A 25,317-nucleotide genomic window follows, 5' to 3' on the forward strand; every position below is an offset into this window, starting at 1 on the left:
GTAAAGTTCATGTGATCGCTTTATCCCCGGTTTGTTTGCCTGTCGAACGTCCCATCATGATACAGCAAAGGGAAGCGTGAACGCTTCCCTTTGCTGAAATGGACCGGACCTTACGGCCTTGAAGCATTTTTGTCAGAAACCGCGCTCCCGGTAGGCCGCTTCCAGCTGGTTGAGCGCCCGTTCCAGGATGGAGCGCGGGCAGCCCGCGTTCAGGCGCATGAAGCCTTCCCCTTCCTTGCCGAAGATGGATCCGTCATTCAGGGCCAGGCGCGCTCCGTCCACAAAGAATTCCGCCAGTTCCTTCTGAGGCAGGTTCAGTTCCCGGCAGTCCAGGAAAACCAGGTAGGAGGCGTCCGGCAGCATAGCCTTGATTTTAGGCATGCGGCGGCGCAGTTCCCGGTCAATGTAGCGGATGTTTTCCTGGATGTAGTCCAGTGCCTGCTTGAGCCATTCCTCCCCTTCCGGGCCGGAGTAGGCGCTGATGAGCCCTTCGTAGGCAAAGACATGGCCTTCCGCCAGTTCCCTGCCGCTGACGAAGCTCTGGTATTTCCCGAAGAGGGCCGGATTCTGGCAGATCAGGTAGGAGCTTCCCAGTCCGGGCACGTTGAAGGCCTTGCTGGGCGCCATGTATGTGACGGAGTTCATGCGCGCCTGTTCGGAGACGGTGGCGAATACGGTGTGCCTGTGGCCGGGAAGGGCCAGGTCCGCATGGATTTCGTCAGAGACGACCAGCGTGCCGCTTTCCGCGCAGATTTCCGCCACGCGGCGCAGTTCCTCCGGGCTCCACACGCGGCCGCCGGGGTTGTGGGGGTTGCACAGGATGAACATGCGGCAGCCGCGCACGGCCTCCCGCATGTGGTCAACGTCCATGCGGTAGCGCCCATTTTCCAGGAGGAGGGGGTTGTTCACGATTTCCCGTCCGTTTTCCCGGATAATCATGGCAAAGGGATGGTACACCGGAGGCTGGATCATGATTTTATCCCCCGGTTCCGTGAAGCACTGGATGGCGCTGGAAATGCCGGGAACAATGCCCGGGGCAAAGCCGATTTCCGAGGCGCGCACCTCCCAGCCGTGGCGGCGGCCCACCCAGTTCCGGATGGCGTCAAAGAAGGCGCGGGGCTTGACGGTATAGCCCAGTATTTCATGTTCGCAGCGGCGGCGGATGGCCTCCATGATGAAGGGGGGCGTTTTGAAGTCCATGTCCGCCACCCACAGGGGGATCAGGTCATCCCGGCCCCAGCGGGGCAGCAGGGCTTCATATTTCAGGGCGCCGGTGCCGCGGCGGTCGATTATTTCGTCAAAGTCGTACTGCATGGAATGGTCTGTCTGCGCGGGCAAAGGTCAGGAAAGCGGGGTAACGCCCTTTTTCAGGATGATGTTGCCGTATTTGGCGGTTTCACCGGTAATGACGACGGCATAGGCCTTTTTGGCGCGTTCATAGAAGGCGTAGCGCTCCATTTGTTCAATGTCCCCGTCATAGTTCAGCGCCTTGCGGTATTTGGCCTCCACCGCCGGGTCCAGGGAGTCTCCCGGCACCGGGGCCATCATGATGACGGGCGTGGCGTAGGCGTCCAGTTCAAAGAGGGGGATGACGGCGCCCAGCAGGGCGTCCGCCCCCAGTCCGTCCGCCCTCAGCACCGTGGGGTTGAAGGTGTGGCCGGGAAAGTGGGCGTCGGAAAAGACGATTTCATCGCCATGCCCCATTTCCGCAAGAATTTTCAGCAGGGAAGGGCTGATGAGGGGAGAGATGTTTTTTAACATGGTCCGCAGTATAGCACCTTCCCGCGTTCCGGTACTACCATAAAAGTTGAAGGAGCGCGGATGATTCTCCCTCAGCCGTTAATGGCATGAAAGCATTTACGGATGCATTCTTCCATTTCAGGCATCTGCTGTTCCATGCTTTCCACCAGCTTGAGCTGGGTGCGCGCCCGGTGCAGGTTGTGGCGCTCCCTTTCCGTTTTAAAGTAGACGTCCCCTTCCAGGTAGTCCGTCAGGAAGCGGATGCCGGTTTCCAGCGTGATGAGCAGCCCGGAAAAGGCGAGTTTGGAGATTTCCTGCGGTGTGATGAAGTCTTTGACGGCGTCCAGGTAGCCCTTGACGACGGCTTCAAACATGGGCATGCGCAGGTAGGTTTTGTCCAGGTCTTCCTCATCTTCCGCCGCAGGAGAGGTCATGGTGCGCACCATGTCCCCGAAGTCGTACAGGATGCTGCCGGGCATGACGGTGTCCAGGTCAATGACGCAGACGGCCTTGTCCGTTTCCCTGTCCAGCATCACGTTGTTGATCTTGGTGTCGTTGTGGACGATTCTGACGGGGAGTTCCCCCCGTTCCTGAAGGTCCAGCAGCACGTCCACGTACCGTTCGCGGCGGCGGATGAAGTCCAGCTCCTTCCGGCAGGAGTCCAAACGCCCGCGGGAGTCCCTGGCGGCCGCTTTCTGCAACCGGTCAAAGCGCTTGCGGGTGTGGTGGAAGAACGGGATGGTTTCATGGATGTCCTCCGGGTTCATGTCGCACAGGAGCTGCTGGAAGGCGCCGAAGGCGCGGGCGGCCTCATACGCCTGGCGCGGATGTTCCGCCACGTCAAACGTGTGGGTGCTTTCAATGCAGTTGTAGCAGCGCCAGAAGCCGGAACCGGGGATTTCCAGGTACTTGCGGCCTCCACGGGCGGAGTACAGGTTCAGCGTCTGGCGGAAGGGCGTTTTCAGCACCCGGAGCATCTTCCACCGGATGTGGTTGGTTACCTTTTCCACGTTGTGCATGACGTCCCTGGGGCACGGGAAAACGGCGTCATTCACGCGCTGGAAGATGTAGCGGTCCGTGGTGCCGTCCATTTTCCGGTAGGTGGCCCGGAAGGTCATGTTGATATGGCCGCTGTTGATGGTGTCGCAATGGAGGAATTCTCCGGCGATGGCGAAGGCGTCGCCCAGGGCGGCAACCTGTTCCTGGAGGGAATCAGTATGGAAAACGGCGGACAGTGGCATGAGCGGGGAAGGGAAAGGCTCCCGGCGCATGCGGGGAAGTGCCGGGAGCCGCGGGAGTAGGGATTGAAGGAGGCTTAGAAGGAGTAGGTGAGCCCCAGCCCCGCCACAAACGTGAAGTTGCGGTAAATTCTGGCGGGGATTCTGGAGGGGAAGCGGTCGGAAGGACCGCGGTAGTTGCCCGCCATGCCTCCGTTGCCCAGCCAGACGGTACTGACGAAGGGGGTGAGGACCAGGCGGTCCACCGCCTTGAAGGGCACGGCCACGGTCACGGAAATGCCCTGGGTTCCGTTGGCGTTGAGGGAGTCCCTGTCAAAGTAGCCGGCGGAGGCGTTCCAGGTTCCCGCTACAATCAGGGAGGAAGACGGGTTGAAGTCATATTTGTAGCCCAGCGTGTTGGTGAACCACCAGCCGGACATCCAGCGGAAGGTGTATTGCACGCGGCAGTCCCAGAAGAAGTTTTCCAGTCCTTTCCCGAAGTCGTGGTGGATGTCCAGTACAAAGCTGTGTTCTTCGGAACGGCTGTGTTCAAACGCCGGGAAGTCGCTGGAGGTCTGGCCCAGATGGACGTTCATCAGGCCCGGCAGGCCGCCGTTGACGAACTGGTAGCCCAGGGAGGCCATCGTATAGTCGCTGAATTTGCGGCTGACGCCCAGCAGGGCCGTTGCCTCGTCGGAAATGCCCGTGCTGTTGTGCGTCAGGTCATTCTGGGTCAGCCACTGGTATTTCACGCCGGCCAGGATGGAGTATTTTTTGTTGAGGTCGTAAGCGCCTATGGCTTCCACGGGAACCACATGGTCGCTGCCGGACTGCTGAAAAGCCAGTCCGCGGCTGACGTACTTGGTAGCGTAGCCCGTTCCCAGCAGGGCGGAAAACGGACGGGACGCGTCATAAGTGGAATTCAGCACCCGGAGGGGAACTTGAATATCGGCGGAAGCCATTCCTGAGAGAGCGAAGGCCGCCGTGCATGCCGCAGCGGTAATAGTTGTATATTGCATGGTTTGCCGACATAGTAATGGCGCTGTTCAATTCCGCAAGACAATCTTTATAAATTCGAAAGAATTTTCAGTTAAATTACAGCGGGAAGTTATAATGGAATGAGCCGGAGAATCCATTCCTTCAATTTTAACAGGGTTCCTTCCAATTTAAGGGACAGTTCGCGGATGTGCAGCAGCCGGAACAGGCCGCTCCGCACGTAGTCGATCAGGGAGCAGGCGAGGTAGATGCCCAGGCTGGCTCCCAGCGCCCCGGCGGCCGTGAAGTACCAGGGGCAGGCCTGCAATTCCGCAAACCGCGCCTTGATGATGTTTTGCCAGATGAGGGGATTGTTATGGATGAGGTAAACGGCAAAGGAAAGCGGGGCGAAGAAGGAAATGAGGCGGATGGCGGTTCCGCTGCTGATGCGCATGCGCGCGCAGGCCATGAGCAGGAAGAAGGAGGACAGGCAGCAGAACGGCGCCGTATAAGAGACAAAGAGTTTTTCCGCAATGCCCGGATTGAGGGGAAGATACCCCAACGCGATTACTCCGGCGGTGGGGAGGATGCAGCACAGGACGTAGTAAAGCGCGGGCCGCTTTAACGTGCTCCAGAGCTGGAAGTGCCCCAGGCAGCCGCCGACGACGTACAGGCAGACCAGCCAGATGGCGCTGTAGCCGCCCTGGCTGAGCCAGTTCCCGTAGCCGGATATGGTGGAAAAGAGGGAGAAGACAATCAGGACCAGCAGGCAGAGCCACCTGGCGGATTCCCTGCTGAGGGAACGGATGGCCGGATTAAGGAAGGGAATAAAGCAGAACAGGACGGCATAAGCCGTAAAGTACCAGTAGGCCAGGCGCAGCACGGGAAAGAATGCCTGGATCATTCCCTTAAAGCTTACACTGCCCGGCACGAGCCATTTAAATAAAAAGGTTATTCCAGCGGTGTAAAAGAAGACCTGAAACCATAAGTTGATAAAACGGGAAATCCGGTACGGCACATTGACGCCCACGTAGCCTGTGATAAGGGCAAAGCAGTTGACGGCGCAGTAGGCGCTGAGTTCAAGATACCAGGAGACGGCGTAATTGGGCGTTCCGAGGAAGCTGTTGTCCAGGTTGCCGCCCTCCCCCCATTTGAGCACATGAAGAAGGACGACGAAGAACATGGACAGGCACCGGAGAAGGTCAATGCCGTGATTTCTGGAATGGGCCGGGGATGCCATGAGAAATGCCAAGGAAAAGGTGATGCTGCTGGGATCTTACGCCGGGACTGCCGCCATTGCCTGCAAACGCTTCATGATTTTATTTTTCTTCCTCAACGTTCTTCGCGGCTCCTTCCACGGCCCATGCCATGAATTCCTCCAGCGTGAGGTTTTTCCGGACGGCGGCTTTCATGGCAAGATTGATGATCCGATTTTTCAGGGGAACCGTGATGAGGGAAGATACCTCATTGGAGGCGGCCAGGGCTTCCTGGCCGTCCATGAACCGCTTGATGAGGATTTGGGCATGCCGGGAGAGCTTTTTTCTGACAAAGTAGTTGTCAATGGCGCTTCTGTTCATGCCAATGGCTGAAGCCAGCGTGGAGCGGCTGATATGATTTTCAGCCATCCAACGCCCCAGCTCCAGAATATCCACAAGAGGTTCTTCCATGTGGGGTACTTTGCTCATTGTAATGATGAATCAAAGATTTTGAGCGGAGTATGATTGATAATCGCTCAATGAATGTCCTTGTTGAACACAATAAAGGGTGGGTGCCATCAATGAGTGTTGTGGATTTCACAGGGAGCCGGGTAATTTTTGGAGGGAGGCATACGCCTTCCTTTCTTTTCTGGATACTTCATCCATTGGTCAGAAATGAATAAAAAATCATCGGCGGCGTTCTTGCCGCGGCCTGTAATCCTTGTTGATTCCGTTAGGGACATTCTCCATTCTCCGGAATCTTATTGTTTGAATTAAAGTTTCCTTGCCCTTTCTTAAATTCTGCCCTGCCGCATTTGCAGGGGCCGGAACTTGGCGAATGCATCCGGGACAGGCGGCCATGGAAGATAACAAGGCGGTCCCGGAGGGACATGGACGGACAGCGCATCAATTCATGGAGATGCATGCAGCCGAACGGATGAGGGCACATTCTTTTTCTGCGTAAGGAATGTGTTTTATCCCAGGCAGAAACTGGCGGAAGCTTCCCCCATGTGGCTTGGGCGGCATTTCTCCGGCTGTGACCGGGTATCCTTTCCCGGTGGACGGGGCGGATGTCTTTAATGGGTCTTTGCCCTTTAAGCCGACGGCTTTCCTGACGGCCGTTTAACATGGGCCAGATACGGCAGCAGGAAAGGGGTGAAACGTTTCAAGGCAAAATAGAACAGCACAATAGCCGTGAATGCCAGCAGCGGGGTGAACAGGGAGAAGGCACCAAATTTCATGGATGAAGGAAGGCATTCGTAAATGGGCAGGTGCAGCATGAACGTCAGAAAACAGGCGGGAGCCAGCAGGGCTATTCTGGCGGCAACGCCGGGCAGACGCTTTTCCATCCAGATGCCTGCGTACATAATCAGCATGACTCCCAGCAGCATGCCCGCGACCGTTTCCGTCCACAGGGAAAGGATTCCGGCGGAGTGCAGCAGAACCATCGCGGAGGAAACGAGAATGCTCACGCAGAAGACGACGCCGAATTTTTTGTTCAGCACCAGATGGATGTCGTCAATCCGGCGGGAACTGAGCACGACGCCCAGCAGGTAGAAGGCGCAGGACCCCACGGAGAGCGTCACCAGGGGATCGGGAGCCATGTTGCAGAAGGAGAAAAAGAGGAGCAGCGCGGGCAGCAGCAGTATTTTAATGCGGGCCAGCAGCGGCGTCAGCAGGGTAAGAATGATGATGTCCCGCAGAAACCAGGAGGGGCCGATGGGGGGAACGTCGGGGGACTCGCTCCCAAAGGAGAAGAGGTCCATGCCCGGCAGGAAGACGTCCCGGATGCCGGCCAGGTCCGCAAGCTGGAAGGAGCTGCCGGCAGGGAGGGAGAGAAGGAACAAGTACAGCACGTTCCAGATCATGTACGGGATGAACAGCCATAAAGCCCGGTCAAGGGCCTTGTTCCAGGTGATGTTTCTTGCCAGAAAGTAGCCGGCCAGCACCAGGAAGAAGGGAACCCTGCCGTTGTAGAAGAGGTGGATGCCCGTTGTCTTGAGCAAGGGGGAGGACAGGTGCACGTACATGATCAGGAGCGCTGCAAGCACCCGCGACACGTCAATCCATGCGACACGTTTTTTAGGGATTTCCATGGGAAGGGAGTTTTTCTGCGGCATGAGCCGGATATTGAGTTGGCAGAGGGTTGAAGTTAATGAAGGGCGGAAGGTAGGGAACCGTCCGGGCGTCATGATCTGCGGATGCGGTGGTACGCCCGTGCCAGGAGTTTTCTTCCTTTTTTCCTGAGCCGCCCCCACCGGGACGGCGGTCTCCTGGTCAGTTTTTTCTCCGTCAGGCGGCTGTATTCTGCCAGGGTGGCATCCCTTTCCCCGGAGAACGCCTGCTGAAGCCATTCCCGGGATTGCGAGATTTTCTGTTCCAGCAGTTCATTGACGGGAGCGTAGTCCATCGTGAGCGGGACGTTCTCCGGCAGGGCTTCCGCGTCTTCGGGCAGCATGCGGTCCTGAAGCCGGAGAAGGTTCAGCAGGGAGTGGAAGCGCCCGGAGCCGCGCATGGGATTGTTGATGCACAAGAACGGCTTGTTGAAGATCAGGGCGAAGCAGACGCCGTGGAAGGAGTCCGTAATGAAAAACTCGCAGTGGAGGATGTTGCCGAGCCATTCATATAACGTGGCTTCCTTCATGGTATTGGGCAGGTTCAGCCTGCCGAGGTTGTCCACCTCCTTTTTCTGGATGTCCACCATGTTCAGCAGGGGGAGCCCGAGTTTGGAGGAGGCGTCCAGCAGGAGCTTCCTTTTTTCCGCCGCCGGGTCCAGGATGTAGGAGACGATGCGGCCTTTGGCCGCCGGAGGCGCCTGCCGTGCCAGCTCCTCCCAGCGTTCCCTGCCCAGCAGGAAGACGGGGTCCATCACCCAGGCGCTTTCACGCCCATAGTGCCGCTTGAGGTGCTCCACCATCGGTTTTTCCCGGACGGAAACGGCATCGAACCGTTTGAGTAGCATGGCCGTTTTTTTAAGATATTTCCCGGAAGGTTCCGTCAACTGCCCCATGGACGGCCCGTAGGCGATTTTCCGTTTCTCCCCCCTGGCGAAGTCCAGGAAGAAGAAGTGCCCCATGAAACCCTGGTTCCACACCTGGTCGGAGCCTACCATGAACGTGTCAAACTGGTCGTTTAAGTGGTAGGCGTAGTCCAGGGAGTGCAGCGGCGTTGTGGAAATGCGCTCCCGGACCAGGAATTTCCTGAATACCGTCGCAGGGTCTTTCTGGCGCTCCGTAAAGGAAAAATCAATCAGGGAAACGCTTTTTCCCATTTGCTCCAGCAGCCGGTAAAGGGCGAAGGAGGTGAGCACGGCTCCATAGTTGCACGTCATCCAGACGCCCAGCAGGCCCACCTCCGCCCGGGGTTTGAAGCGGGCCGTGTGCTGCGCCACCGCTTCCGTGAAGGGTTTCTGCCGGAGGTCCCGGAGGAAGTTCCGGCGCGCCAGCCGGGAGGGGAAGGCAGGCTGCCGCCGGATGCCCCTGTTGGTGTGTTTGACGGCCTGCCAGTTCTCCCGGTGCAGAAAGAGCTCCTTCCCGCATTGGTTTAAAAGTTCTTCCCCGCGGGAGGTGTTTGCCAGAACCAGGGAGATTCCCCTGGAGTCATCCCACTTGGGATGGAAGTATCCCGCGCCCCAGAAGTCGGCCAGGGTCAGGTCACTGGTGCGGGGGCCGGAAGCATGCGGGCAGTTGTAGCATGCTTCCCCCAGGCAGATGTCTGACAGGTACGCCTGCATGAAAAGGTCTTCCGTATAAATGCGCGCGCCGGAACCGGAGCCGTCCCGGTGGAATTTCATCACGGAGTAGTGATTCCAGCCGTGGGTTTTGTCCCGGAAGTTGATGCAGCTTATCTGCCGGCCCGTGCTCCGTTCATAATCCTGCCGGTACGCGTCAAAAAGGTTTTTGGAGGGTACGCCGTGGCAGGCGATGTCAATGATGAAGAGGCTGTCCCAGGGCTTTTTCAGATAGGCTCTCAGGGCCGCCGCCTGGCAGGGCGTCCCGGAAAACAGGACCGTTTTCCCCTCTTTCAGGTCCTTCTTGATGTCCCGGTAGGCGTGGCCGGGGTCCGCCTGAAGGTATTTGCTGCCGTTCAGGAGCTTGAGCTCCGGCAGGGAGTCCAGGCGCACATGGCGGACGGAAAGTTCCCCGTCCGTGTTCCACGCCACGCCGTAGACCACGCCTCCCTGTGCAAGAATATGCCGGGCCAGGATGGTGAATACGCCTCCGCTGGAGGAGTTCAGGCGCACGGCCTCGTCCAGCGCCCAGGCCGCGTATGCCCTGGGCTCGTCAAACGCCTGGGGGGGCCGTGCGGGCGGATTCAGGTCCGGGCAGGTTTTGGTGCAGAGGCCGCAGTGGACGCACGCTTCCAGATTAACCGCGGGCGTTAAGAAGCCGGAGGGGCTCCAGTTCATGGAAATAGCGTCCCTGGGGCAGATGTTGGCGCAGGCGGAGCAGCCCGTGCACAGGGTGGAGAGCTCAGGCGGGGCATCAGTTTTTATCATGGCGGGAAGGAATCAGTTTTTGCAGGGGGCCGAGAAACATGTCCCGTTCATCCCGGTTGAGGTAGAAGAACCAGATGGTTCCCACGGCCAGGAGGCCGTAGCAGAAGGCGAAGGCCAGGAAGGAGAACCAGTTGTCCAGCGTTAGCAGGGCAACCGCTCCCAGCCCCGCCAGGATCATGACGGCGGAGGGCAGCAGCAGGGGCCCGTAGGTGCGGCGGAAGAAGAGCCTCATGTCCAGACCGGCGGTGCGGGCGTAGTAGCGGTTGATCATCAGCACCTGGCCGATGAACAGGGAAATGGCGGTGCCGATGAACATTCCGATGGTGCCGTAGTACAGGGAGATGAAGTAGCCCAGGATGACGCAGAGCAGGGAGGAGTAAAAGAGGATGATGGCCCTCCCCTTGTGGATGTTGAGGGCCTGGAGGATGGCGAGTCCCGTGTTTTGAGTCAGCGGAACCAGCAGGGGGAGCAGCACAATGACGGCCCCCACCCAGACCGTGCCTGTCTGGTCCCCGATGGTTTTCCCCACCCACAGGTGCAGGAAGTCGTGGCCGCAGCTGATGAAGGAAACCAGGATGACGCTCAGCAGGGCCAGTTGAAGGCGCCCCACCCGTATCATCATGCGGGTGAGCTGCTCCTTGGTGGAATCCAGGGCCACCATCTGCATGATTTTGGGGGCAATGACTCCGGAAATGGCGGTGGAAGCCGTCATGAAGTACTGGGAGAACGAGATTCCCAGCGTGAACAGGGTGACCGCCTGGGCGCCCGCCGTCCTTGCCAGGATGGGAGTGCCCGCCCGCCAGTAGAACAGGTCCATGAGCTGGTTCAGCAGAATCCAGAAGGAAAAGGTGAACATCTCCCGGTACAGCTTCCAGTCAGGCTTGCGGAAAATGATGCGCACGCCCAGGCAGCGGATGGTGTAATACGTTCCCCACGCCAGGCTGGCTACGCCGATGCCCACGCCCAGGACGGTGAGGGCGATCGCCTTGTACCCCCACACCAGGAGCAGGACCGTAAGAAGCGTATTGAAGAGGGAGAGGCCCAGGCTGACCAGTCCGGGAACGATGAATTTCATGTAGGACCCAGGCACGCAGGACAGCGGCCGCAGGGGGAAGGCCAGGATGATGTTGCCCAGCGTCAGCAGGTACAGGATTTTCAGGGTGTCAAGCTCCGGCCCGGACAGATTGGGGAACAGGGCGCCCAGGTTCACGTAGCAGATCATGCCCGCCGCGAAGGTGAGCAGCCCCAGGAAGGAGAAGAGCATCATGGCCTGTCCCAGGAAATGGGCCTCCCGGTCGTTCTCCTTTTTCGCGTGATAGGTGGCGATGTATTTGTTGACGGTCACCCCCAGGCCGAAGTCCGTCAGGGACAGCCACGCAATCACGGAATTGCTGAGCATGAAAATGCCGTATTCATTCTCTCCCAGACTGGACAGGGTAAACGGGGTCAGAAAGAACTGCGTCGCCAGCCTGACGATGATGGATATGTAATTAATGCAGGCCCCCGTCTTGATTTCATTCATGTGGAATTTATTTCTTGTTGGCCAGCAGGTTCCCGAGCAGGTGCCCGTAATTTGATTTGAGGGAAAAGTAAAGTATCCGCGGCAGGTTGACAAGCGTCACATATTTTTTTAAGGCGGAAAAAGCTTCTTTCCGTATGGCCTTTTCCCGGTCGGGGTAAAGGCTTTTTATTCTATCCGCAAGAAGTTTATAGTTGGCATAGCAAAGCCTGAACAGGACCAGGAGGCTCCGGCTCCGCTGGAAATAGTTGCTGCTGTACGGGGAACGCCCGTCAATGCAGTTGCTCAGGTCCAGGATGGCGCGAAGGGCGTTCATGTAATCCTCCAGAGGCCTTTTCCGGTTGAAGAAATTGCTGGTAACCCCTGTTTCTCCGTCGGCGGAATATTGATAAAAAGGCTTGTTGATGACGGTTACGGAGCTGCAATGGCAGAAACATTGCGCCGTGAAATAAAGATCTTCCGCAAATTTGACGTTTTCCGGGAATTTAATTTTATTTTTAATCAGAATTTCCTTTTTATATATCTTGGCCCAGCAGGCCGGAATGTTGTTGTTTTCCACAAACGGTGTTCCCGCGTGGAAAACAGCCGTGGAATCCGGAGGCAGGGGACGGATGGAGGGGGACATGAAGCCCGTCCATTCCGCCGCGCAGGAAACGAGGCTTGCGCCGAAGACGACCATGTCCGCTGCGGTCTCCCGCATCGTTTCATGGCAGGCCTGGAGCGTTTCCGGGAGGAGCCGGTCGTCCGCGTCCACAAACGCCAGATGCGGGGCATGCGCCAGGCTTATCCCCAGGTTGCGCGCCGCGGACACCCCTTCATTCCGCTTGTGGATGACGCGGAAGCGCGCGTCCTTCCGGGCGTATTCATCCAGAATCGCGCCGCTGCCGTCCGTAGAGCCGTCGTCAATGCAGAGGCATTCCCAGCCCGCCAGGGTCTGGTTCCTGACGGAGTCCAGGCAGGCCGCAAGCTGCTTTTCATTCCGGTACACCGGGATGATGATGCTGAACAGGGGGGTGTGCGCGTCCGGGGTCATGAAGGGAAAGTCAGGGGGGCGGCGGGTTCAACGGAAAGGGCGAGGGGGGAGTACATCTTCTTTTTGAGGAACAGGAACCTGCTCCAGCCCAGGGCATCGCATAATCTGGTGACTCCCAGGCAGGCCGCCAGCACCAGCGCCACGGACAGGGCGGCAAAGCAGATTCTGCTGGAATCAAAGGCCAGCACCGGGACCAGCGGCTTGCACAGGAGCGTGAAGGCGGGGGAAAAGATGACGATGGACAGGGAATTCCTGCCCAGGTAGGCGAACAGTTCCCGGATGGCCCTGCCTGCGGAATCGCAGGTTTTTACCAGAAAGCTGAGCGTGAGCATGCAGAGGCAGAGCCCCAGCATGCTGTCCCGGGCGGGGAGGGGGAAAAGGAGGCAGAGCGCGGCGGCGGGGACAGCCGCCCACAGGGTGGGGAAGAAGCATTTCAGGATGGGGAGCCCGGTCATCCGGAAGAAAGCCCCCAGGAGAAAGTAAGCGGCGTGAATTATTTGGAACGCCGGATTGAACCAGGAGACGGCGGCCAGGAGGGCGGCGCATACGACCAGCCGGGCCGGAGGGGACAGGCGGGGAATGCGGGAGACGGCGTAGTAAACGGGCAGGCACACGGCCAGCAGGTAGAGGTACCAGTACGTTCCGGCGGGGGCCAGCAGCAGCGCCTTCCAGAAGGCGGGGAACGCCGGGTCCAGCCGGTTGCTGGCGGGAACGGAGGCGGGCAGATGGGACAGGGCCAGGTAGTACAGCGATTCAAAGACCAGGTACGGCGCCAGAATGCCCAGCCACGTTTTCAGGAACTGGCCCGGAGTCTTGCCGGTATTGGCGAAGAAGCCGGAAAGGATGATGAAGCCGGACATGTGGAAGACGTACACGTACCGCGTGACGTCCAGGTAGTGCGTGGAGAACCAGGACAGGTGGAAAAGGACCATTAGGGTGATGAGAATTCCCTTGAGGTAGTCCACTTGCGGAATCCGGCCCCTGCCGGGCGCGGCTGCGGGCGGGGGAATGGCGCTGTCAATGGCTGCTTGCATGGCTGGAAAATGGGCGGCGGAAAAAAACGGTTGAGTGGCGCATGAGGCGTTAAAGATGCCTTGTTTTCAGCAGGAGATGGGCCATGCGGTACCTGCGTGCGGCCAGCAGGCGGCAGACCAGGTGGAAGTAGGGGCCGCACAGGCGCAGGTCAGCCCCGCGCGCGGCCAGTCCGCTGGAGAGGAAGTCCCGGAACACCGCCTTGCGGGCGGCGTAGGACTGCTGCTGGAGGGCGTGGAAGATCACGTTGATTTTTTGCAGGATGTAGCCTTTGACCACGAGAACGTCTTCCTGCGGGAGGGCCAGCGTGTCCGTCCACGCCAGGAATTTGGCTGCCAGCATGTCTATGTCCTGCACGAGGTTGAAGCGGCTGCGCTTGGCCGCGCCGTTTTCCTCCTCCCGCGCCCGGTAGTGGTAGAAGGCCCTTTTCACCAGGCTGATGCCCGGAGCGCAGGCGGAGAGGTAGTCCAGGACGAACTGGAAGTCCTCAAACACCACCGCGGAGGCGTTGAAGCGGATGCCGTTTTTTTCCAGAAGCTCCGTGCGGAACAGTTTGTTGCAGGAGGATTCCATGTCCAGGCTGGTCAGCAGGTAGCGCAGGAAGGCGCCCGTTTCTTCCGCGGGAATGTACTGGTCCCGGCTGGGCAGCGCGGTTTCCGTGCGGGTAAGGCGGCAGCCCGTGTGGAAGTCCTTGCTGATTCCGTAGCAGTGGAGCGCGGCTTCCGGCGTGCGGAGGGCGGCGTCATGAAGGCAGGCCAGCATGTCCGGCTCCACGGAGTCGTCCCCGTCCACGAAGGCGGTCCAGGTTCCCCGCGCCCGGGAAAGGCCCGCGTTGCGGGCGGCGCTCACGCCGCGGTTTTCCTGGTGGATGGCAGTGAAGCGCGCGTCCTTCCGGGCGTATTCGTCCAGAATGGCGCCGCTCCCGTCCGGAGAGCCGTCATTGATGCAGATGCATTCCCAGTCCGTCATGGCCTGGTTCCTGACGGAATCCAGGCAATCCCGGAGAAAGGGGCCGGAACGGTAAACGGGAATGATGATGGAAAAGAAGGGATTCATGGAAAAGCGGGAAGAAATGGGGGTCAGCGCGCCGTCTTGCCGGAGCCTTTTTTCTGTTTCTCAAATTGCCGGGCGTCCACGAGGGTCCTGTACCACCAACCCTGCATGAAATGCCACAAAAATCCTTCCCGTCCGTCCAGAAAACCCAGCTTGAGGAAGTAGCGGTAGCAGAAGTAGGCGAAGGAGCGCCAGAAGAGAGGCTGCCGGGCGTAGCGTTCCTTCATGGCGCGCTTCCTTTCCGCCTGCCCGTTGATGCCGGAGTTCGCCGCAGCGGAGGAAAGAATGTCTTCCAGGTCAGCCAGCTCCCGGGCGGAGTAGTCCACGTGCTTGTGCGCCCACCAGCCCAGTCCGTTCAGGTTCTCGTCCACGAAGTCGTGCTCGAATTCCACGGCGCGCCCGCGGCTGAGCTCCATGTGCTCGTCCATATGGCGCTGTTCGCATCTGGCCGCTCCGTAACGGAACAGGCGCAGCAGCTTGACCGGGTAAACGCCGTGCTTCATCCACCGGCCCAGGAAGATGTGCCTGCGCTTGTGGATGACTCCGGTGACGTCCGGGGGAAGGGCGGGCAATTTTTCCTTCAGTTCTTCCAGGGCTTCCGGCATGAACCACTCGTCCGCGTCCAGGCGCAGAACCCAGGCGGTGGTGATGGGGCAGTGGTCCAGCGCCCAGTTGAACTGCGGGGCGTAGAGGCCGGGCCATTCGTGCTGGATGACCTGCACCCGGGGGTATTCCCGGCAGATGGCGGCGGTGTTGTCCGTGGAAAAGCAGTCAATGACGAAAACTTCTTTGGCCGCCGGGAGGATGTTCTCCAGGCAGCGGCGGATGTGAAGTTCCTCATTCTTGGCAAGGATGATGACGGAGAGGTCGAGCATGGTTCAGCGGAGCGTGCGTTGTTTGATGAACTTGGCCGGGTTCCCTCCCACTACCGTCCAGGGGGCCACGTCCCTGAAGACGGCGCTGCGGGCTCCCACCACGGCTCCCGTGCCTATTGTCACCCCCATGCCCACGAAGGCCTGCGCCGCCACCCAGGCCCGGTCTTCCACGGTGATGGGGGCGGTGACGAGGGCGTGGCCGGGGTCTGAAATGTCATGGGAGGCCGTGCAGAGGAAGGTTCCCTGGGAGATGACGGCGTGGCTACCGATGGAGATGGGGGCCTTGTTGTAGATTTCCGTATCCGGGCCGATGCAGGCATATTCCCCCATGGAGAGGTTCCACGGCGCCCATATCCTGCTGCTGGGGTACACGAGGGAGACGAGCGGTATTTTTGCCCCGAACAGGCGCAGCAGCAGATTCCGGGGCACCTTCATGGCGTTGGTGGCCATCATCCGGAAGAGGGTCCGGTTGATGACGTACCAGCCGTACCGTTTGAGGCGGTGGCTGAGGGAGTAGTGTTCCTGGTAACGGGACAGGTTCATGGCGGGAGGATGTCGTTTGAATGGTGAAAGGCGTTCAGGGCCGGGAGGCCGGGGCGGCGGAAGGTTCCGCGTCTGTTCTCATTCCGGTGGAGAAGGGGCGCAGGGGGCCGTCCGCGGATTCCCCTGCTTTCTGGAAATAGGCGGCCCGGAAGGCGGCTCCCTCTCCGCTGCCCCATAGCGGGGCGTTCCAGGGATGCTCCGGGTGGTGGAGGTGGCCCTCCCACAGACGCTGCATGTTGGCAAGCCGCGCGGATTCCGTGAAGGCGAGCGTGGGCGCGGCCTTGGCGAAGACGGAGAGGCTGGGCAGGGCCGCCAGCGCCAGATAGCAGACGCACCATGCGCGCCACGGGCGGGTGCCCACCGGCTCCGCAAAGATGCGGGTGAAAAGGAGGGCCAGGCAGAAGAAGCTGACGCTTGAGGCCTTGTAGCAGAACTCATTGTAGCCGCCCACGGAACCTATGTAAATGAAGTAGGTGAGGGTCAGAACGGCCAGCGCGGTCCAGAAGAGGTCGTCTTTTTTAAACCGGCGGAACAGGAGGACCGCCGGAGCTCCAACCGTCAGCAGCCAGGACCCGGCCAGCGCGCCCCAGAATTTCCAGCCGCCGTGCCGGAGCAGGTCAAAGGGGGAGTCCTCCCAGGTCAGGCGGATGCGGTTGTTCCCGTTGCTGCTCGTGAAGTAGATTCCGGCCAGCAGGACGAGCGCGCCGCCCGCCAGCACCGTCCAGGAGGAGAAGTACTGCCTGGCGGGAATGCGGCGGACCAGCGCGCGGACGGCAATGAAGACCAGCAGGCCCAGCGAACCGATGGGGGAGGCCAGCAGGCACAGGGAGGCCAGGAAGAGCTGGTGCCGTGGCGGTATGTCCCAGGCAACCGCCATGGCGAGGAACAGCCACAGCAGCGTGGTGTGGTGGAAGGTGTAATGGAGCTGCATGGTGGGGGCCACGCCGCCGAAGAAGGCCAGCACCGTCAGGTAGAGTTCATGGGCCGTCTGCCCCTGCGGGTTGAATAAATGAACGCTCCATCTGACCACGCCGTCCAGCGGGCCCTGGAAGATGAGCAGGACCAGGAAGAGCAGGGTGGCCATGCGGAATTTGCCCCAGAGGACCGTGAGCGCCAGCGCCAGGCCCAGTTCAATCCAGGCGGTCAGGACATAGTTGGCGATGAAGACGTCCGACCAGGAGAAGCATTTGCATATCAGGGCCGGAGGCAGCCAGAAGGCGAGGTAGTAGATGAAGTGCCTGCCGTCCGCTTCCGCCAGCGGCCAGTCGCACCGGATGAGTGTTTCGTAAATGGGGTTGCGGACCACGAAGTCCGCGTGCTGGAGGGCCACCCCCGTTATTCCTCCCGCCAGCAGCCACAGGAGGGAAAGAAGAAGGGCGCAGAGGTAAACGGCCAGCTGCCGCCTGGTGAAGTGAAGCGTGGGGACCGGGAGCTTCACGCACAGCAGGACGGAAGCCGCCGCCACGGCCATGGCCGCCGGAACGGAGAACAGGGGCCTGACCCAGCCCAGCAGGAAGAGGATGGTGGGCAGAGCCATATAGGCCACGGCGCAGGAAGCCAGGAGCCTGCCGCTGATGGTGAACGCTGTGTCCGTGTTTTTCCGTGTCTGTTCCATGAGGTGGCTGAATGAAGTTCTGCTAGGGGGTGGGCGTATTATTGCGGAAGACTTCCTCCCACTGGCGGACGACGTGTTCCCGCGTGAATTCCCGGCTTTTGGCGGCGGCTGCCCGCGCCATGGCGTGCAGGGCGGCGGGGGACTGCATCAGCTCGGCGGCCATGTCAGCCATCTGCCGCGCCTGGAACCCGCCGGACGCCGGCAGGATGTAGCCGTTCTGCCCGTGGTCCACCAGGTCATACGCGGAAGAGAAGCTCCCGTAGAGAAGAGGCACGGCGCCGAAGGACATGCCCTCCACCACGGCGAGCGGCAGTCCCTCGTATTCCGAGGCCAGAAGGAGCAGGGAGGCCTGTTCGTAATACGGGGCCGGGTTCCGGAAGCCCTCAAAGGAGACGCGTTCCAGGCGGCGCTCCGCGCAGAATGCCTGAAGGGCTTCCTTTTCCGGGCCGTCCCCCACCAGGCGGAGGGTCCAGTCCGGGAAGCGGGGTTCCAGCAGGGCCCACGTTTCCAGCACGCGGGAGACTCTCTTCTGGTTGGGTTCCAGCCGCCCCACAAAAAGAAGCTCCTTCTTCTTGAAGGCCGGATCATAGCGGAATTCCCGGTTTTCCACGGTGACGGGGTTGGGAATCGTCAGGAGTTTCCCGGTATTCTTCAGTCCGGTGATGTTCCGGAAGGCCCGGTGGAAGCTGTCGGAAAGGAGGATGTAACGGTCGCTATGGGCATAAACGTAGCGCAGGCTGGCCCCGGTAGCCATGGCGCAGCCTTTCAGCAGGAGGCGCAGGAAGGCCCTGTTTACCGGATTCCCCGCCCGGGCCATGCGCATTCTGAGGCCTTCCAGCCGCGCGTTGCAGTCCGGGGCGTTGTGGTGCACGGCCAGCAGGCGGCAGGAGAGGCCCCGCATGGCCTTCCGGCACAGCCGGGTGACGTGGAAGGGCAGGCACCACTGGTTGATGACGATGTCAATGCGGCGGGAGGAGAGGAGGTCCCGGAGGGCGGCGAGATTGGCCTGGCTGGAGACAGGATAGCCCAGCCGGTGCAGGGTGACGCGGCTGTCCAGCGCGGGGGAGGGCGTCTCCGTCACTTGTTCAAAGGAGACCACATGCACCTCATGGCCCCGTGCGGAGAATTCGTTCGCCAGAATGGCGGTGACGGTTTCCACGCCGCCTATGGAGGGGAATTTCCCAAGCAGAAAGAGGAGGTTCATGAAAGGTCGACGAATTCCGGTTTGGGTTCCTGCCCCAGCAGGTAACGGTACAGGCGTTTCATGCTGGCGGCCACCTGGGGCGAGGCGTAGGTTTCCATGATGAGGCTGCGCCCGCGGTCCCCCATGGCGCGGCTTTCCTCCGGCGTGAGGTTGAAGGCTTCTTCCAGCGCGGCAGCCAGGGCGGCGGGGCTGTTGTCGCGCCACCAGCCGCATCGGCGGGTATCCAGCTCCTCCCACGGCGTTCCTTTACTGGCGATGACGGGCGTTCCCGCCAGCAGACCTTCCGCAATGCTCATGCCGAAGTTTTCCTGATGGCTGGGAGCGCAGAGGACGTTGAGCGAGGCGAGCAGTTCGTATTTCTCCCTCCCCGCGGCGAAGCCCGTAAAGCGGATGCCGGGGCCGCCCACTTCCGCCGCCAGCCGTTTCAACTGCGCTGCGTAGTCCTCCGGGCCGTCCCCGATGAGAAGGAGCTCCGCGTCCCGGAGGTTGAGGCTGCCCCAGGCCCGGATGAGGCTTTCCAGATTTTTAATGGGGTGGAAACGGCCCAGGAACCCGGCGCGGAAACGCTCTCCCGCGCTCCGCCGGATCTGGCCAATCCATGAAGGCACGGCCACCGGATTGGGGATGACCGCCACGGGGTTGGCAAAGCCCAGTTCGCGCAGGTGCCGCGCTTCCTCCCGGCAGGTGGCGTGAAGGCAGTCCGCCTGCGCCAGGTCCCGGCGGTGGCCCAGCGCCAGCATGAGCTTTTTCCTCCACGGCTTGATGGCCAGCGCCTGCGGGTAAAGCATGCCGTGGGGGGAGGCCACGCAGGGCTTGCGCGTTTTCCGGGCTTGCGCGCAGGTGGCGTGGTTGACGTCCAGCCACAGGCCGTTGGTGTGGTAAAGGTCGTAGTCCCGCCAGGCTCCGAGCCGGCGGCGCAGATTCATGGAAATGCCCAGAGGGGTGCAGAGGTCGTTGGGGACGGCGCGGATGAAGGAGCTTTCCTCTTCCGCGGGACTCCCGGCCCTGTCTTCCACGGTGAGGATGTCCGTAGCGCAGCCGAGGTCGTTCAGGGCCTGCACCAGTTCGCGGGTGCAGGCCGTGGTTCCCCCGGACTGGGAGGCCATGGAGGCGATGGTGTGCAGGATCTTCATGATGCCGTTTCCTTGAGGGGAGCCCAGGGAGCTGCGGGGCGGTTTTCTTCCCGGCCTTCCGTATAATGAACAATATGGACCAGATAGCGGGCCGCCGCGGCTCCGCTGATGGTTTGTTCCGCCCACGCGGCGATGGCCTTCCGTTCCGCGGGGGAGAGGCGGCCCTTGTCCAGCCATTCCCGCAGGGCGCGGCGCAGGCTTTCCGGACGGTCCGGGTCAAAGGAGCCGCCGCGCTGGCGGCCGTCAAGCAGGCTGGCGGCTCCGCACGCCGTGGAGCACAGCACCCTCATGCCGGACTGGAGCGCCTCATTCACCACGGCGCCCCACCCGTCAAACAGGCTGGGGAGGACGAGCAGGTCGCACTGCCGCATCAGGCGGCGCGTTTCTTCATTCCCCAGCGTGCCGAGCAGGGAAATCTGTCCGCAGTCCTCCGTTTCCAGGGCGGCCTGTTCCCGCAGCGGGCCGTCCCCCGCCACGAGGCAGCGGCGGAAGGCGCCGCGGCATTGCCGGGCCGCGCGGAGGAAGGGCAGGAGGTTCTTCCGGGGGATGAGCTGGCCCACGAACAGGAGATCGGGCTTTTCCCCGGGAGCGGGGGGAGCCATGGCGGGAGTTTCCGCGCCAGCCGCGGATGCGGCTGATTCCGTGAAATAGCCCCATTCAAAGACGGAGTCCGCCGGGAATCCGGCGCGGCGGTAGCATTCCACACCCAGCCGCCCCGTCGCCAGCAGGGCCGCGATTTTTTTCCCGTACCGCAGGCGGAGAAAGCGGTACTTGACGCTCCTGAGCAAGCCGCGCCAGCCCTGGCGGCGGTAGGGTTCCGCGTACACCATGGTTTTCAGGCCGCGGCGGACGGCCTGCTTGAACGCCGCGTAAACCATCGGGTAGGTGCTGATGCCGGAAAAGACGTGGACGGCCGCGGGATGGGCGCGCAGGGTTTCCTCCACCGTCCGGGCGTCCGGGGAGATGAGGATGCGGGCGTTCCCCATGTCCGGCACCGTCCAGCCGCTGGATTCCCTCTCCCCTTCAAAGTCCGTCTGGACCGCCAGCAGGACGCCGTGCTCCCGGGCCAGCGCCTTGATGAGGGCTGACTGGTGGATGCTGATCATGTTTTGCCAGAAGACGAATTGCATGGTGTTATTTTCCTCCATTGGGCAGGTTGCGGTACGCATGGGCCCCCCCGATGACGGCCCAGAAGACGGCGGAAAGTCCGGAACCGGCTGCAAAGACGTACCCTTCCGCAATCATGTGGACGGCGAAGAGGGCCAGGGCCGCCTGCGCCGGGGAAACGGGCGGAGAGCCCGGCGCGCGGAACGGGCGTTTGAGCAGGTTGCCGAACAGGATGAAGAGGAAGGGAATTCCCCCCAGCAGGCCTGTCATGGCGAACACGGCCCCGTAGGACGTGCCCGGTTCAATGATGCCGGTCACCAGGGATTGCTTGAATGAAATGATTTTCTGGGAGGCGAACCCCACGCCGTACAGGGGGGAGGAAAGGAACTCCGTCGCGCGGTCTTCCCACAACTGGGTGCGGGAGGACATGGCGCTCCCCATGCTCAGGTTGGCCTGCTGCTTGGCAAGCGTGTTGGCGCCGAAGTGCTGGACAAAGGGCACCAGCAGAATGCCCAGGAAGAACAGGGCGAGCAGCGCCCGGAAAAGCTTTTTGGGGGCATGCCTGAAGTACATGAAGAAGACGTACCCCACCCCCATCAGGGTGGCTACCAGGGCGGAGCGGGAGGCGGAAAGCAGGATGGAGCCCAGGCACGCGACCATCAGGCCCAGGCGGAGCTTGGTCTCCTTCCTGCCGGAATCCCGGTTTTCCAGATGGAGGACGGTCAGATAAACCAGCCCCAGCCCGGCGAGCAGGCCCAGCGTGATGGATTGCCAGACCAGCCCCCCGAAGAGGCCCCCCACATTGATCATCTCACTGGTATTGTAGCGCATGTAGTTGATGCCCAGGAAGTAGCCGATGAAGGAGCCGGCCCCGATGAAGACGCAGAAGCGCATGAGCCAGAGGAACAGGTTCAGGCGGAACGCGTTCAACAGGCGGGAGGAAGTCAGCGGGGTAAGCGCCAGCAGGAGGAGAAGGAAATAGGCCAGGCGGTACCAGGGCTTGAAAATGGCGGGCGGATGGTTGAACGCCAGGCTGAGGACGCATGCCGCCGCCATGATGACCAGGGGCATGCTGGTCTTCTTCATTTTCGTCACGCACACCGCAGCGGCCACCGCCAGCATCACCGGATACAGGGGGGCAAGAAAGGAAATGGCGCCCGTCATGGTGGAGGCAATCGCCGCCATTACCAGGAATGACCAGGTTCCGTGTTTCTTGATGTATTGCAGAAGGGATGCCATGCTGTTCAGGGGAAATTCATGCGGACGGGGAAGGCGTTCCTATCCGGTAGCCCAGGCGTTCCAGCTGCGGGAGCAGGGAGGCTATCCGCGCTTCCCAGGGAGCGTGCTCGCAGGCCGCCCGGTAGTTTTTATCCACCAGGTCCTGATAGGAGGAAATGTTCGTTAAAAGGTTCGTGATTTGTTCATGGGCGTTCCGTTCGCTTATTTCAACGACGGGATTGTACCCCAGCAGGTTGACCAGTTCCTGCGGGGCCCTGCCTGCCGGGAGCGTGCGGGACAGCATGCATTCCCAGTAGCGCTGGGTCAGGGTTTCCACCTCTCCGGCCATGGCCGGGTGCGTATCGCAGCGGGGGTAGGAGACGGTGATTTTTGCGGAGGCCAGCCCCTCGCAGAGGGAGCGGAAGTCCGGGAACAGGAGGGGACCCTCCGCGGCGGGGAACAGATGGACCCATTCGGGATGTTCCCGGCAGGCCCGGACGGCGGCGCGGTGGAAGAAGGGCATCTGCCTGCCGAGCTCCAGAATATCGGCGGGCCTTTCCCGGAGGTCCTTTCCGGGCAGGTAGCCCGCCGGGTCAATGCCTTCCGGAACGTGGACGGTCCGGATACGGGGCAGTTCCTTCCGGACGTGTTCGCAGACCTGGGAGGAGGTGCACAGGAAGGTGCGGACGTGGTGGCGCTTCAGGGAGGAGATGAGGCGCGGCCAGTACCGCGGCCAGACGTCCCACAGCATGGGGATGATTTCATGCGTGTAGGCATGCGGCCATGCGAAGGAGTCCGGATAGCCCGCGCCGGGGACCAGCAGGGCGTTCCGGCGGGAGGAAAGCGGGAGCAGGTTGGCGGACAGCTTCAGCCGGGCCACGGCCAGCAGCGCGGGCCAGGGAAGGGGGCGCCTGCGCTTGATGCCGCCCCCGCAGGCCTGCCACGCCCGGGCAAACCAGTCCATGAAGAACTGGTGGTTCCCCTTTTTGCGGACAGGTTCCAGCAGAAGAAGCTTTTTCATGGGTTCACCTCCTTGAGCATGCCGTTCCATTCGCGGATAATCCGTTCCAGCGTGAAAAATTGTTCCTGCGCGCGCGCCTTCCGCGCGTACGGGGCCAAATCCTCCCCGGCCATGGCGTGCATGGCGCCGCACAGGGCGCGGCTGTCCCCGGCGGGGAACAGGCGCCCCGCTCCGCTGTCCCGTATGAGTTCCCGGCAGATGGGGATGTCTGCGGCGATGACGGGGAGGCCGCAGCTCATGGCCTCAATCTGCACGAGGCCGAAGCCCTCGCACCGGGAGGGGAAGAGCAGAATGGCGTGTTTGGGGTATTCCCGCTCCATGGCTGTGTGGCTGCCGTGCAGGCGAACGCGGGATTGCAGGCCGTGTTCCCGGATGAATTCCTCCATCCACGGGCGCAGGGGGCCGTCTCCGTACACGTGCAGGTTCCATTCCCCGTTATTCCTGCTGAATTCCCCGAATGCCTCCAGGGCCAGGTCCGCCCCCTTGTGGGAGGACAGGGAGCCCGCGAAGACGAACGTTTTTGACGTCAGCGCGGAATGCCGTTCCGCCGTGAAGCTGGCCGGGTTGTAGATGCGCCGCGTTGCCAGGTGCTGGCGCGTTTCAAAGTTCCGCCTGTCGTGGTCCGACAGGACGACGATTTGGTCGAAGCGGTGGTAGAACCGCTTGAGCGCATGGCGGAAGTAACGGGAGAAATGGGGCCCCTTGAACCCGAAGTAATCTTCATAGGCCGCGTGGGACCAGGAGATGATTCTGGTGCGGGGGGAAAGCCGCGGCCGGAGCAGGGCGAGCAGCAGGGAGTCCTCAAAGCCGGACCCGAAGACGACGGCGTCATATTGGTGGCGGTTGATGTGGCTGGTGAGGCGCTTTTTAAAGGAATGCGTGTACCGCAGGAAAGCGTACGCGCGGGCGCCTGCGGAGGAGGAGAACAGAGGAGTCCGGGTGACGAGCCTGTCCATCACGGAACGCCTCATTTTCTCGTAAACGTTCATTTCATGGTGGAAAAAGCGGATGTTCTCCAGATCCAGCCCGTACGCGTTTTCCAGCGGTGGGCGCCGCAGGCAGTACACGCTGATTTCATGCTCCCGGCACAGCGCATTCATGATGCGCGTCAGGACGCGGGAGACTCCCCCCACGCCGAAACGTTCCCAGGCGATGAAACAGATATTCATGAGTAAACGGAAAGGGTTCGGTTCATCTGGGCTTTTCCGCCAGCTTGGAGAGCAGGTTTTCCCACAGTCCGGCGATGCGGGATTTGCCGAATTTTCCGCTGCTCCGGAAGCAGGCCGCGGACATGGCTTCCCTCTTCCCTCCGTCCCTCATCAGGTCCAGGAGCCGGGCGGCGTACTGCTCCAGGTCAAAGGGAGGGACCAGGATTCCGGTCCGGTCCGGTTCAATGATGTCCCGCACGGCGGTAAAGGATTCAAAGGCCATCGGGATACAGCCGTGCTGCATGCCTTCAATCAGGACCATGCCGAAGCCCTCAAAGGTGGACGTCATGCACAGGATTCCGGCTTTGCGGTAGTATTCTTCCGGATGGTCCGTGGCTCCTTCAAAGGAATAGTTGGTGCAGCCGCATTCCTCCGCCAGCGCGGCCAGGTATTCCCGGTCCGGTCCGTCCCCCACGATGCGCAGGAACCAGCCGGGTTCCCGGCGGCAGACCATGCTCCATATCTTCAGCAGGCGGTCCACCCCCTTCACTGGATTGTCCAGCCTCCCCACGAACAGGACTTCCCTGGCCTTTCCGGAAGGGATGCTCCCGTTCTCAAAGGAATTCATGTTGGGGATGGCGGTGATTTTTTCCTTCCGGACTCCCGGCAGAAAGTCGTAAAAGTCCTGTTTGAAGGACTCTGACAGGACGACGAAGGCGTCCGCCTGCGAAATGCGGAGATAGAAATTCCTGCGCCACGTGACGTTGTAATACATCCTTTTCAGGAAAGGCGCGCGGAGGCGGCCGCGGATGTCCGAGTGGTGCATGTCGACAATGGCGGGAGTTTTCCCGGAAAAGGCTTCCAGAAGGCGCTTCCTGCCTGCCGGACCGGGGAACAGGGCTCCCGCCCCCAGCAGTTCCCCGTCATGAATGATGATATCCGGCTGCCGTTCCTCCAGGGCCTGCCTGAAAGCCGCCTGCCGCTCCTCCCTTATCCGGGAGGAAGGAGTGGGCAGGATTTTCTGAATCCCGGAAAAGGGCTCATAGGGGGTGTTCCGGTACCAGCTCACGATGGCGCATTCATGCCCATGGGCCTGCAATTCATGAATCAGATTGCACATGGTGCGCTCCACCCCGCCGCAGGATGGATTGAGCGTGCCCATGAAACAAAAGAGAATCTTCATTGAAAGG

The 25,317-nt window shown here is 61.1% G+C and carries 22 protein-coding genes; all 22 read right to left on the bottom strand.

Annotation, left to right across the window (positions count from 1 at the left end; translation table 11 throughout):
* Nucleotides 1–132 precede the first annotated feature (132 nt).
* Complete coding sequence (locus HJW02_RS08945; RefSeq protein WP_102722497.1) at nt 133–1,314, bottom strand: MalY/PatB family protein; 1,182 nt, start codon at nt 1,312–1,314, stop codon at nt 133–135.
* Nucleotides 1,315–1,341: 27 nt separating this feature from the next.
* Nucleotides 1,342–1,761: an L-fucose mutarotase gene (fucU, locus tag HJW02_RS08950; RefSeq protein ID WP_022397329.1), complete on the bottom strand. Its 420-nt coding sequence runs from the start codon at nt 1,759–1,761 to the stop codon at nt 1,342–1,344.
* Nucleotides 1,762–1,832: 71 nt separating this feature from the next.
* Nucleotides 1,833–2,981, bottom strand: coding sequence for an aminoglycoside phosphotransferase family protein (locus HJW02_RS08955; RefSeq protein ID WP_102722496.1), 1,149 nt, complete (start codon nt 2,979–2,981; stop codon nt 1,833–1,835).
* A 74-nt stretch (nt 2,982–3,055) separates the two neighbouring features.
* On the bottom strand, nt 3,056–3,976 hold the full coding sequence (locus HJW02_RS08960) for a hypothetical protein (protein ID WP_022397327.1): 921 nt from the start codon (nt 3,974–3,976) through the stop codon (nt 3,056–3,058).
* Nucleotides 3,977–4,065: 89 nt separating this feature from the next.
* On the bottom strand, nt 4,066–5,172 hold the full coding sequence (locus tag HJW02_RS08965; RefSeq protein WP_102722476.1) for an acyltransferase: 1,107 nt from the start codon (nt 5,170–5,172) through the stop codon (nt 4,066–4,068).
* Between the two features lie 79 nt (nt 5,173–5,251).
* Nucleotides 5,252–5,617, bottom strand: a complete 366-nt coding sequence (locus HJW02_RS08970; RefSeq protein WP_102722475.1) for a hypothetical protein — start codon at nt 5,615–5,617, stop codon at nt 5,252–5,254.
* A 605-nt stretch (nt 5,618–6,222) separates the two neighbouring features.
* Complete coding sequence (locus HJW02_RS08975) at nt 6,223–7,248, bottom strand: acyltransferase family protein (RefSeq protein WP_180971827.1); 1,026 nt, start codon at nt 7,246–7,248, stop codon at nt 6,223–6,225.
* A 68-nt stretch (nt 7,249–7,316) separates the two neighbouring features.
* Nucleotides 7,317–9,626, bottom strand: coding sequence for a polysaccharide pyruvyl transferase family protein (locus HJW02_RS08980; RefSeq protein WP_102722474.1), 2,310 nt, complete (start codon nt 9,624–9,626; stop codon nt 7,317–7,319).
* Complete coding sequence (locus HJW02_RS08985; RefSeq protein ID WP_022397322.1) at nt 9,613–11,148, bottom strand: oligosaccharide flippase family protein; 1,536 nt, start codon at nt 11,146–11,148, stop codon at nt 9,613–9,615. The genes HJW02_RS08980 and HJW02_RS08985 overlap by 14 nt, the downstream gene beginning before the upstream one ends.
* Nucleotides 11,149–11,155: 7 nt before the next feature.
* Entirely contained in the window at nt 11,156–12,178 is a 1,023-nt protein-coding gene (locus HJW02_RS08990; RefSeq protein ID WP_102722473.1) for a glycosyltransferase, read from the bottom strand.
* Nucleotides 12,175–13,212, bottom strand: coding sequence for an acyltransferase (locus tag HJW02_RS08995; RefSeq protein ID WP_102722472.1), 1,038 nt, complete (start codon nt 13,210–13,212; stop codon nt 12,175–12,177). The genes HJW02_RS08990 and HJW02_RS08995 overlap by 4 nt, the downstream gene beginning before the upstream one ends.
* Before the next feature lie 49 nt (nt 13,213–13,261).
* Complete coding sequence (locus HJW02_RS09000; RefSeq protein WP_102722471.1) at nt 13,262–14,266, bottom strand: glycosyltransferase; 1,005 nt, start codon at nt 14,264–14,266, stop codon at nt 13,262–13,264.
* A gap of 23 nt (nt 14,267–14,289) precedes the next feature.
* The gene (locus tag HJW02_RS09005) at nt 14,290–15,138 is read right to left on the bottom strand and encodes a glycosyltransferase family 2 protein (RefSeq protein ID WP_102722470.1); all 849 of its coding nucleotides are present in this window, start codon (nt 15,136–15,138) and stop codon (nt 14,290–14,292) included.
* Between the two features lie 3 nt (nt 15,139–15,141).
* On the bottom strand, nt 15,142–15,681 hold the full coding sequence (locus HJW02_RS09010; RefSeq protein WP_022397317.1) for a transferase hexapeptide repeat containing protein: 540 nt from the start codon (nt 15,679–15,681) through the stop codon (nt 15,142–15,144).
* Between the two features lie 34 nt (nt 15,682–15,715).
* Nucleotides 15,716–17,296 carry a hypothetical protein gene (locus HJW02_RS09015; protein WP_102722469.1) on the bottom strand — a complete coding sequence of 527 codons (1,581 nt, stop codon included), beginning with the start codon at nt 17,294–17,296 and terminating at the stop codon, nt 15,716–15,718.
* Between the two features lie 22 nt (nt 17,297–17,318).
* The gene (locus HJW02_RS09020) at nt 17,319–18,500 is read right to left on the bottom strand and encodes a glycosyltransferase (protein WP_156340782.1); all 1,182 of its coding nucleotides are present in this window, start codon (nt 18,498–18,500) and stop codon (nt 17,319–17,321) included.
* Nucleotides 18,497–19,633 (bottom strand): glycosyltransferase, encoded by a 1,137-nt coding sequence (locus tag HJW02_RS09025; protein WP_102722467.1) that lies wholly within the window; start codon nt 19,631–19,633, stop codon nt 18,497–18,499. Before HJW02_RS09025 ends, HJW02_RS09020 begins: the two co-directional genes overlap by 4 nt.
* A complete protein-coding gene (locus HJW02_RS09030) occupies nt 19,630–20,763 on the bottom strand; it encodes a glycosyltransferase family 4 protein (protein WP_102722466.1) in 1,134 nt (377 codons plus the stop codon). Before HJW02_RS09030 ends, HJW02_RS09025 begins: the two co-directional genes overlap by 4 nt.
* 4 nt (nt 20,764–20,767) lie before the next feature.
* A complete protein-coding gene (locus HJW02_RS09035; RefSeq protein ID WP_102722465.1) occupies nt 20,768–21,979 on the bottom strand; it encodes an O-antigen ligase family protein in 1,212 nt (403 codons plus the stop codon).
* A gap of 16 nt (nt 21,980–21,995) precedes the next feature.
* Nucleotides 21,996–22,979 carry a hypothetical protein gene (locus HJW02_RS09040; protein WP_102722464.1) on the bottom strand — a complete coding sequence of 328 codons (984 nt, stop codon included), beginning with the start codon at nt 22,977–22,979 and terminating at the stop codon, nt 21,996–21,998.
* A complete protein-coding gene (locus tag HJW02_RS09045; protein WP_102722463.1) occupies nt 22,976–24,148 on the bottom strand; it encodes a glycosyltransferase in 1,173 nt (390 codons plus the stop codon). Before HJW02_RS09045 ends, HJW02_RS09040 begins: the two co-directional genes overlap by 4 nt.
* A 22-nt stretch (nt 24,149–24,170) precedes the next feature.
* A complete protein-coding gene (locus HJW02_RS09050) occupies nt 24,171–25,310 on the bottom strand; it encodes a glycosyltransferase (RefSeq protein ID WP_022397308.1) in 1,140 nt (379 codons plus the stop codon).
* Nucleotides 25,311–25,317: the final 7 nt, after the last annotated feature.

It is taken from the genome of Akkermansia sp. GGCC_0220, from assembly GCF_017566105.1.
In the GTDB taxonomy this organism is placed as follows: domain Bacteria; phylum Verrucomicrobiota; class Verrucomicrobiia; order Verrucomicrobiales; family Akkermansiaceae; genus Akkermansia; species Akkermansia massiliensis.

Excerpts from the sequence above, each read along its gene's own strand:
- HJW02_RS08945 (WP_102722497.1), bottom strand. The coding sequence starts at position 1,314 with ATGCAGTACGACTTTGACGAAATAATCGACCGCCGCGGCACCGGCGCC.
- fucU (WP_022397329.1), bottom strand. The coding sequence starts at position 1,761 with ATGTTAAAAAACATCTCTCCCCTCATCAGCCCTTCCCTGCTGAAAATT.
- HJW02_RS08955 (WP_102722496.1), bottom strand. The coding sequence starts at position 2,981 with ATGCCACTGTCCGCCGTTTTCCATACTGATTCCCTCCAGGAACAGGTT.
- HJW02_RS08960 (WP_022397327.1), bottom strand. The coding sequence starts at position 3,976 with ATGCAATATACAACTATTACCGCTGCGGCATGCACGGCGGCCTTCGCT.
- HJW02_RS08965 (WP_102722476.1), bottom strand. The coding sequence starts at position 5,172 with ATGGCATCCCCGGCCCATTCCAGAAATCACGGCATTGACCTTCTCCGG.
- HJW02_RS08970 (WP_102722475.1), bottom strand. The coding sequence starts at position 5,617 with ATGAGCAAAGTACCCCACATGGAAGAACCTCTTGTGGATATTCTGGAG.
- HJW02_RS08975 (WP_180971827.1), bottom strand. The coding sequence starts at position 7,248 with ATGCCGCAGAAAAACTCCCTTCCCATGGAAATCCCTAAAAAACGTGTC.
- HJW02_RS08980 (WP_102722474.1), bottom strand. The coding sequence starts at position 9,626 with ATGATAAAAACTGATGCCCCGCCTGAGCTCTCCACCCTGTGCACGGGC.
- HJW02_RS08985 (WP_022397322.1), bottom strand. The coding sequence starts at position 11,148 with ATGAATGAAATCAAGACGGGGGCCTGCATTAATTACATATCCATCATC.
- HJW02_RS08990 (WP_102722473.1), bottom strand. The coding sequence starts at position 12,178 with ATGACCCCGGACGCGCACACCCCCCTGTTCAGCATCATCATCCCGGTG.
- HJW02_RS08995 (WP_102722472.1), bottom strand. The coding sequence starts at position 13,212 with ATGCAAGCAGCCATTGACAGCGCCATTCCCCCGCCCGCAGCCGCGCCC.
- HJW02_RS09000 (WP_102722471.1), bottom strand. The coding sequence starts at position 14,266 with ATGAATCCCTTCTTTTCCATCATCATTCCCGTTTACCGTTCCGGCCCC.
- HJW02_RS09005 (WP_102722470.1), bottom strand. The coding sequence starts at position 15,138 with ATGCTCGACCTCTCCGTCATCATCCTTGCCAAGAATGAGGAACTTCAC.
- HJW02_RS09010 (WP_022397317.1), bottom strand. The coding sequence starts at position 15,681 with ATGAACCTGTCCCGTTACCAGGAACACTACTCCCTCAGCCACCGCCTC.
- HJW02_RS09015 (WP_102722469.1), bottom strand. The coding sequence starts at position 17,296 with ATGGAACAGACACGGAAAAACACGGACACAGCGTTCACCATCAGCGGC.
- HJW02_RS09020 (WP_156340782.1), bottom strand. The coding sequence starts at position 18,500 with ATGAACCTCCTCTTTCTGCTTGGGAAATTCCCCTCCATAGGCGGCGTG.
- HJW02_RS09025 (WP_102722467.1), bottom strand. The coding sequence starts at position 19,633 with ATGAAGATCCTGCACACCATCGCCTCCATGGCCTCCCAGTCCGGGGGA.
- HJW02_RS09030 (WP_102722466.1), bottom strand. The coding sequence starts at position 20,763 with ATGCAATTCGTCTTCTGGCAAAACATGATCAGCATCCACCAGTCAGCC.
- HJW02_RS09035 (WP_102722465.1), bottom strand. The coding sequence starts at position 21,979 with ATGGCATCCCTTCTGCAATACATCAAGAAACACGGAACCTGGTCATTC.
- HJW02_RS09040 (WP_102722464.1), bottom strand. The coding sequence starts at position 22,979 with ATGAAAAAGCTTCTTCTGCTGGAACCTGTCCGCAAAAAGGGGAACCAC.
- HJW02_RS09045 (WP_102722463.1), bottom strand. The coding sequence starts at position 24,148 with ATGAATATCTGTTTCATCGCCTGGGAACGTTTCGGCGTGGGGGGAGTC.
- HJW02_RS09050 (WP_022397308.1), bottom strand. The coding sequence starts at position 25,310 with ATGAAGATTCTCTTTTGTTTCATGGGCACGCTCAATCCATCCTGCGGC.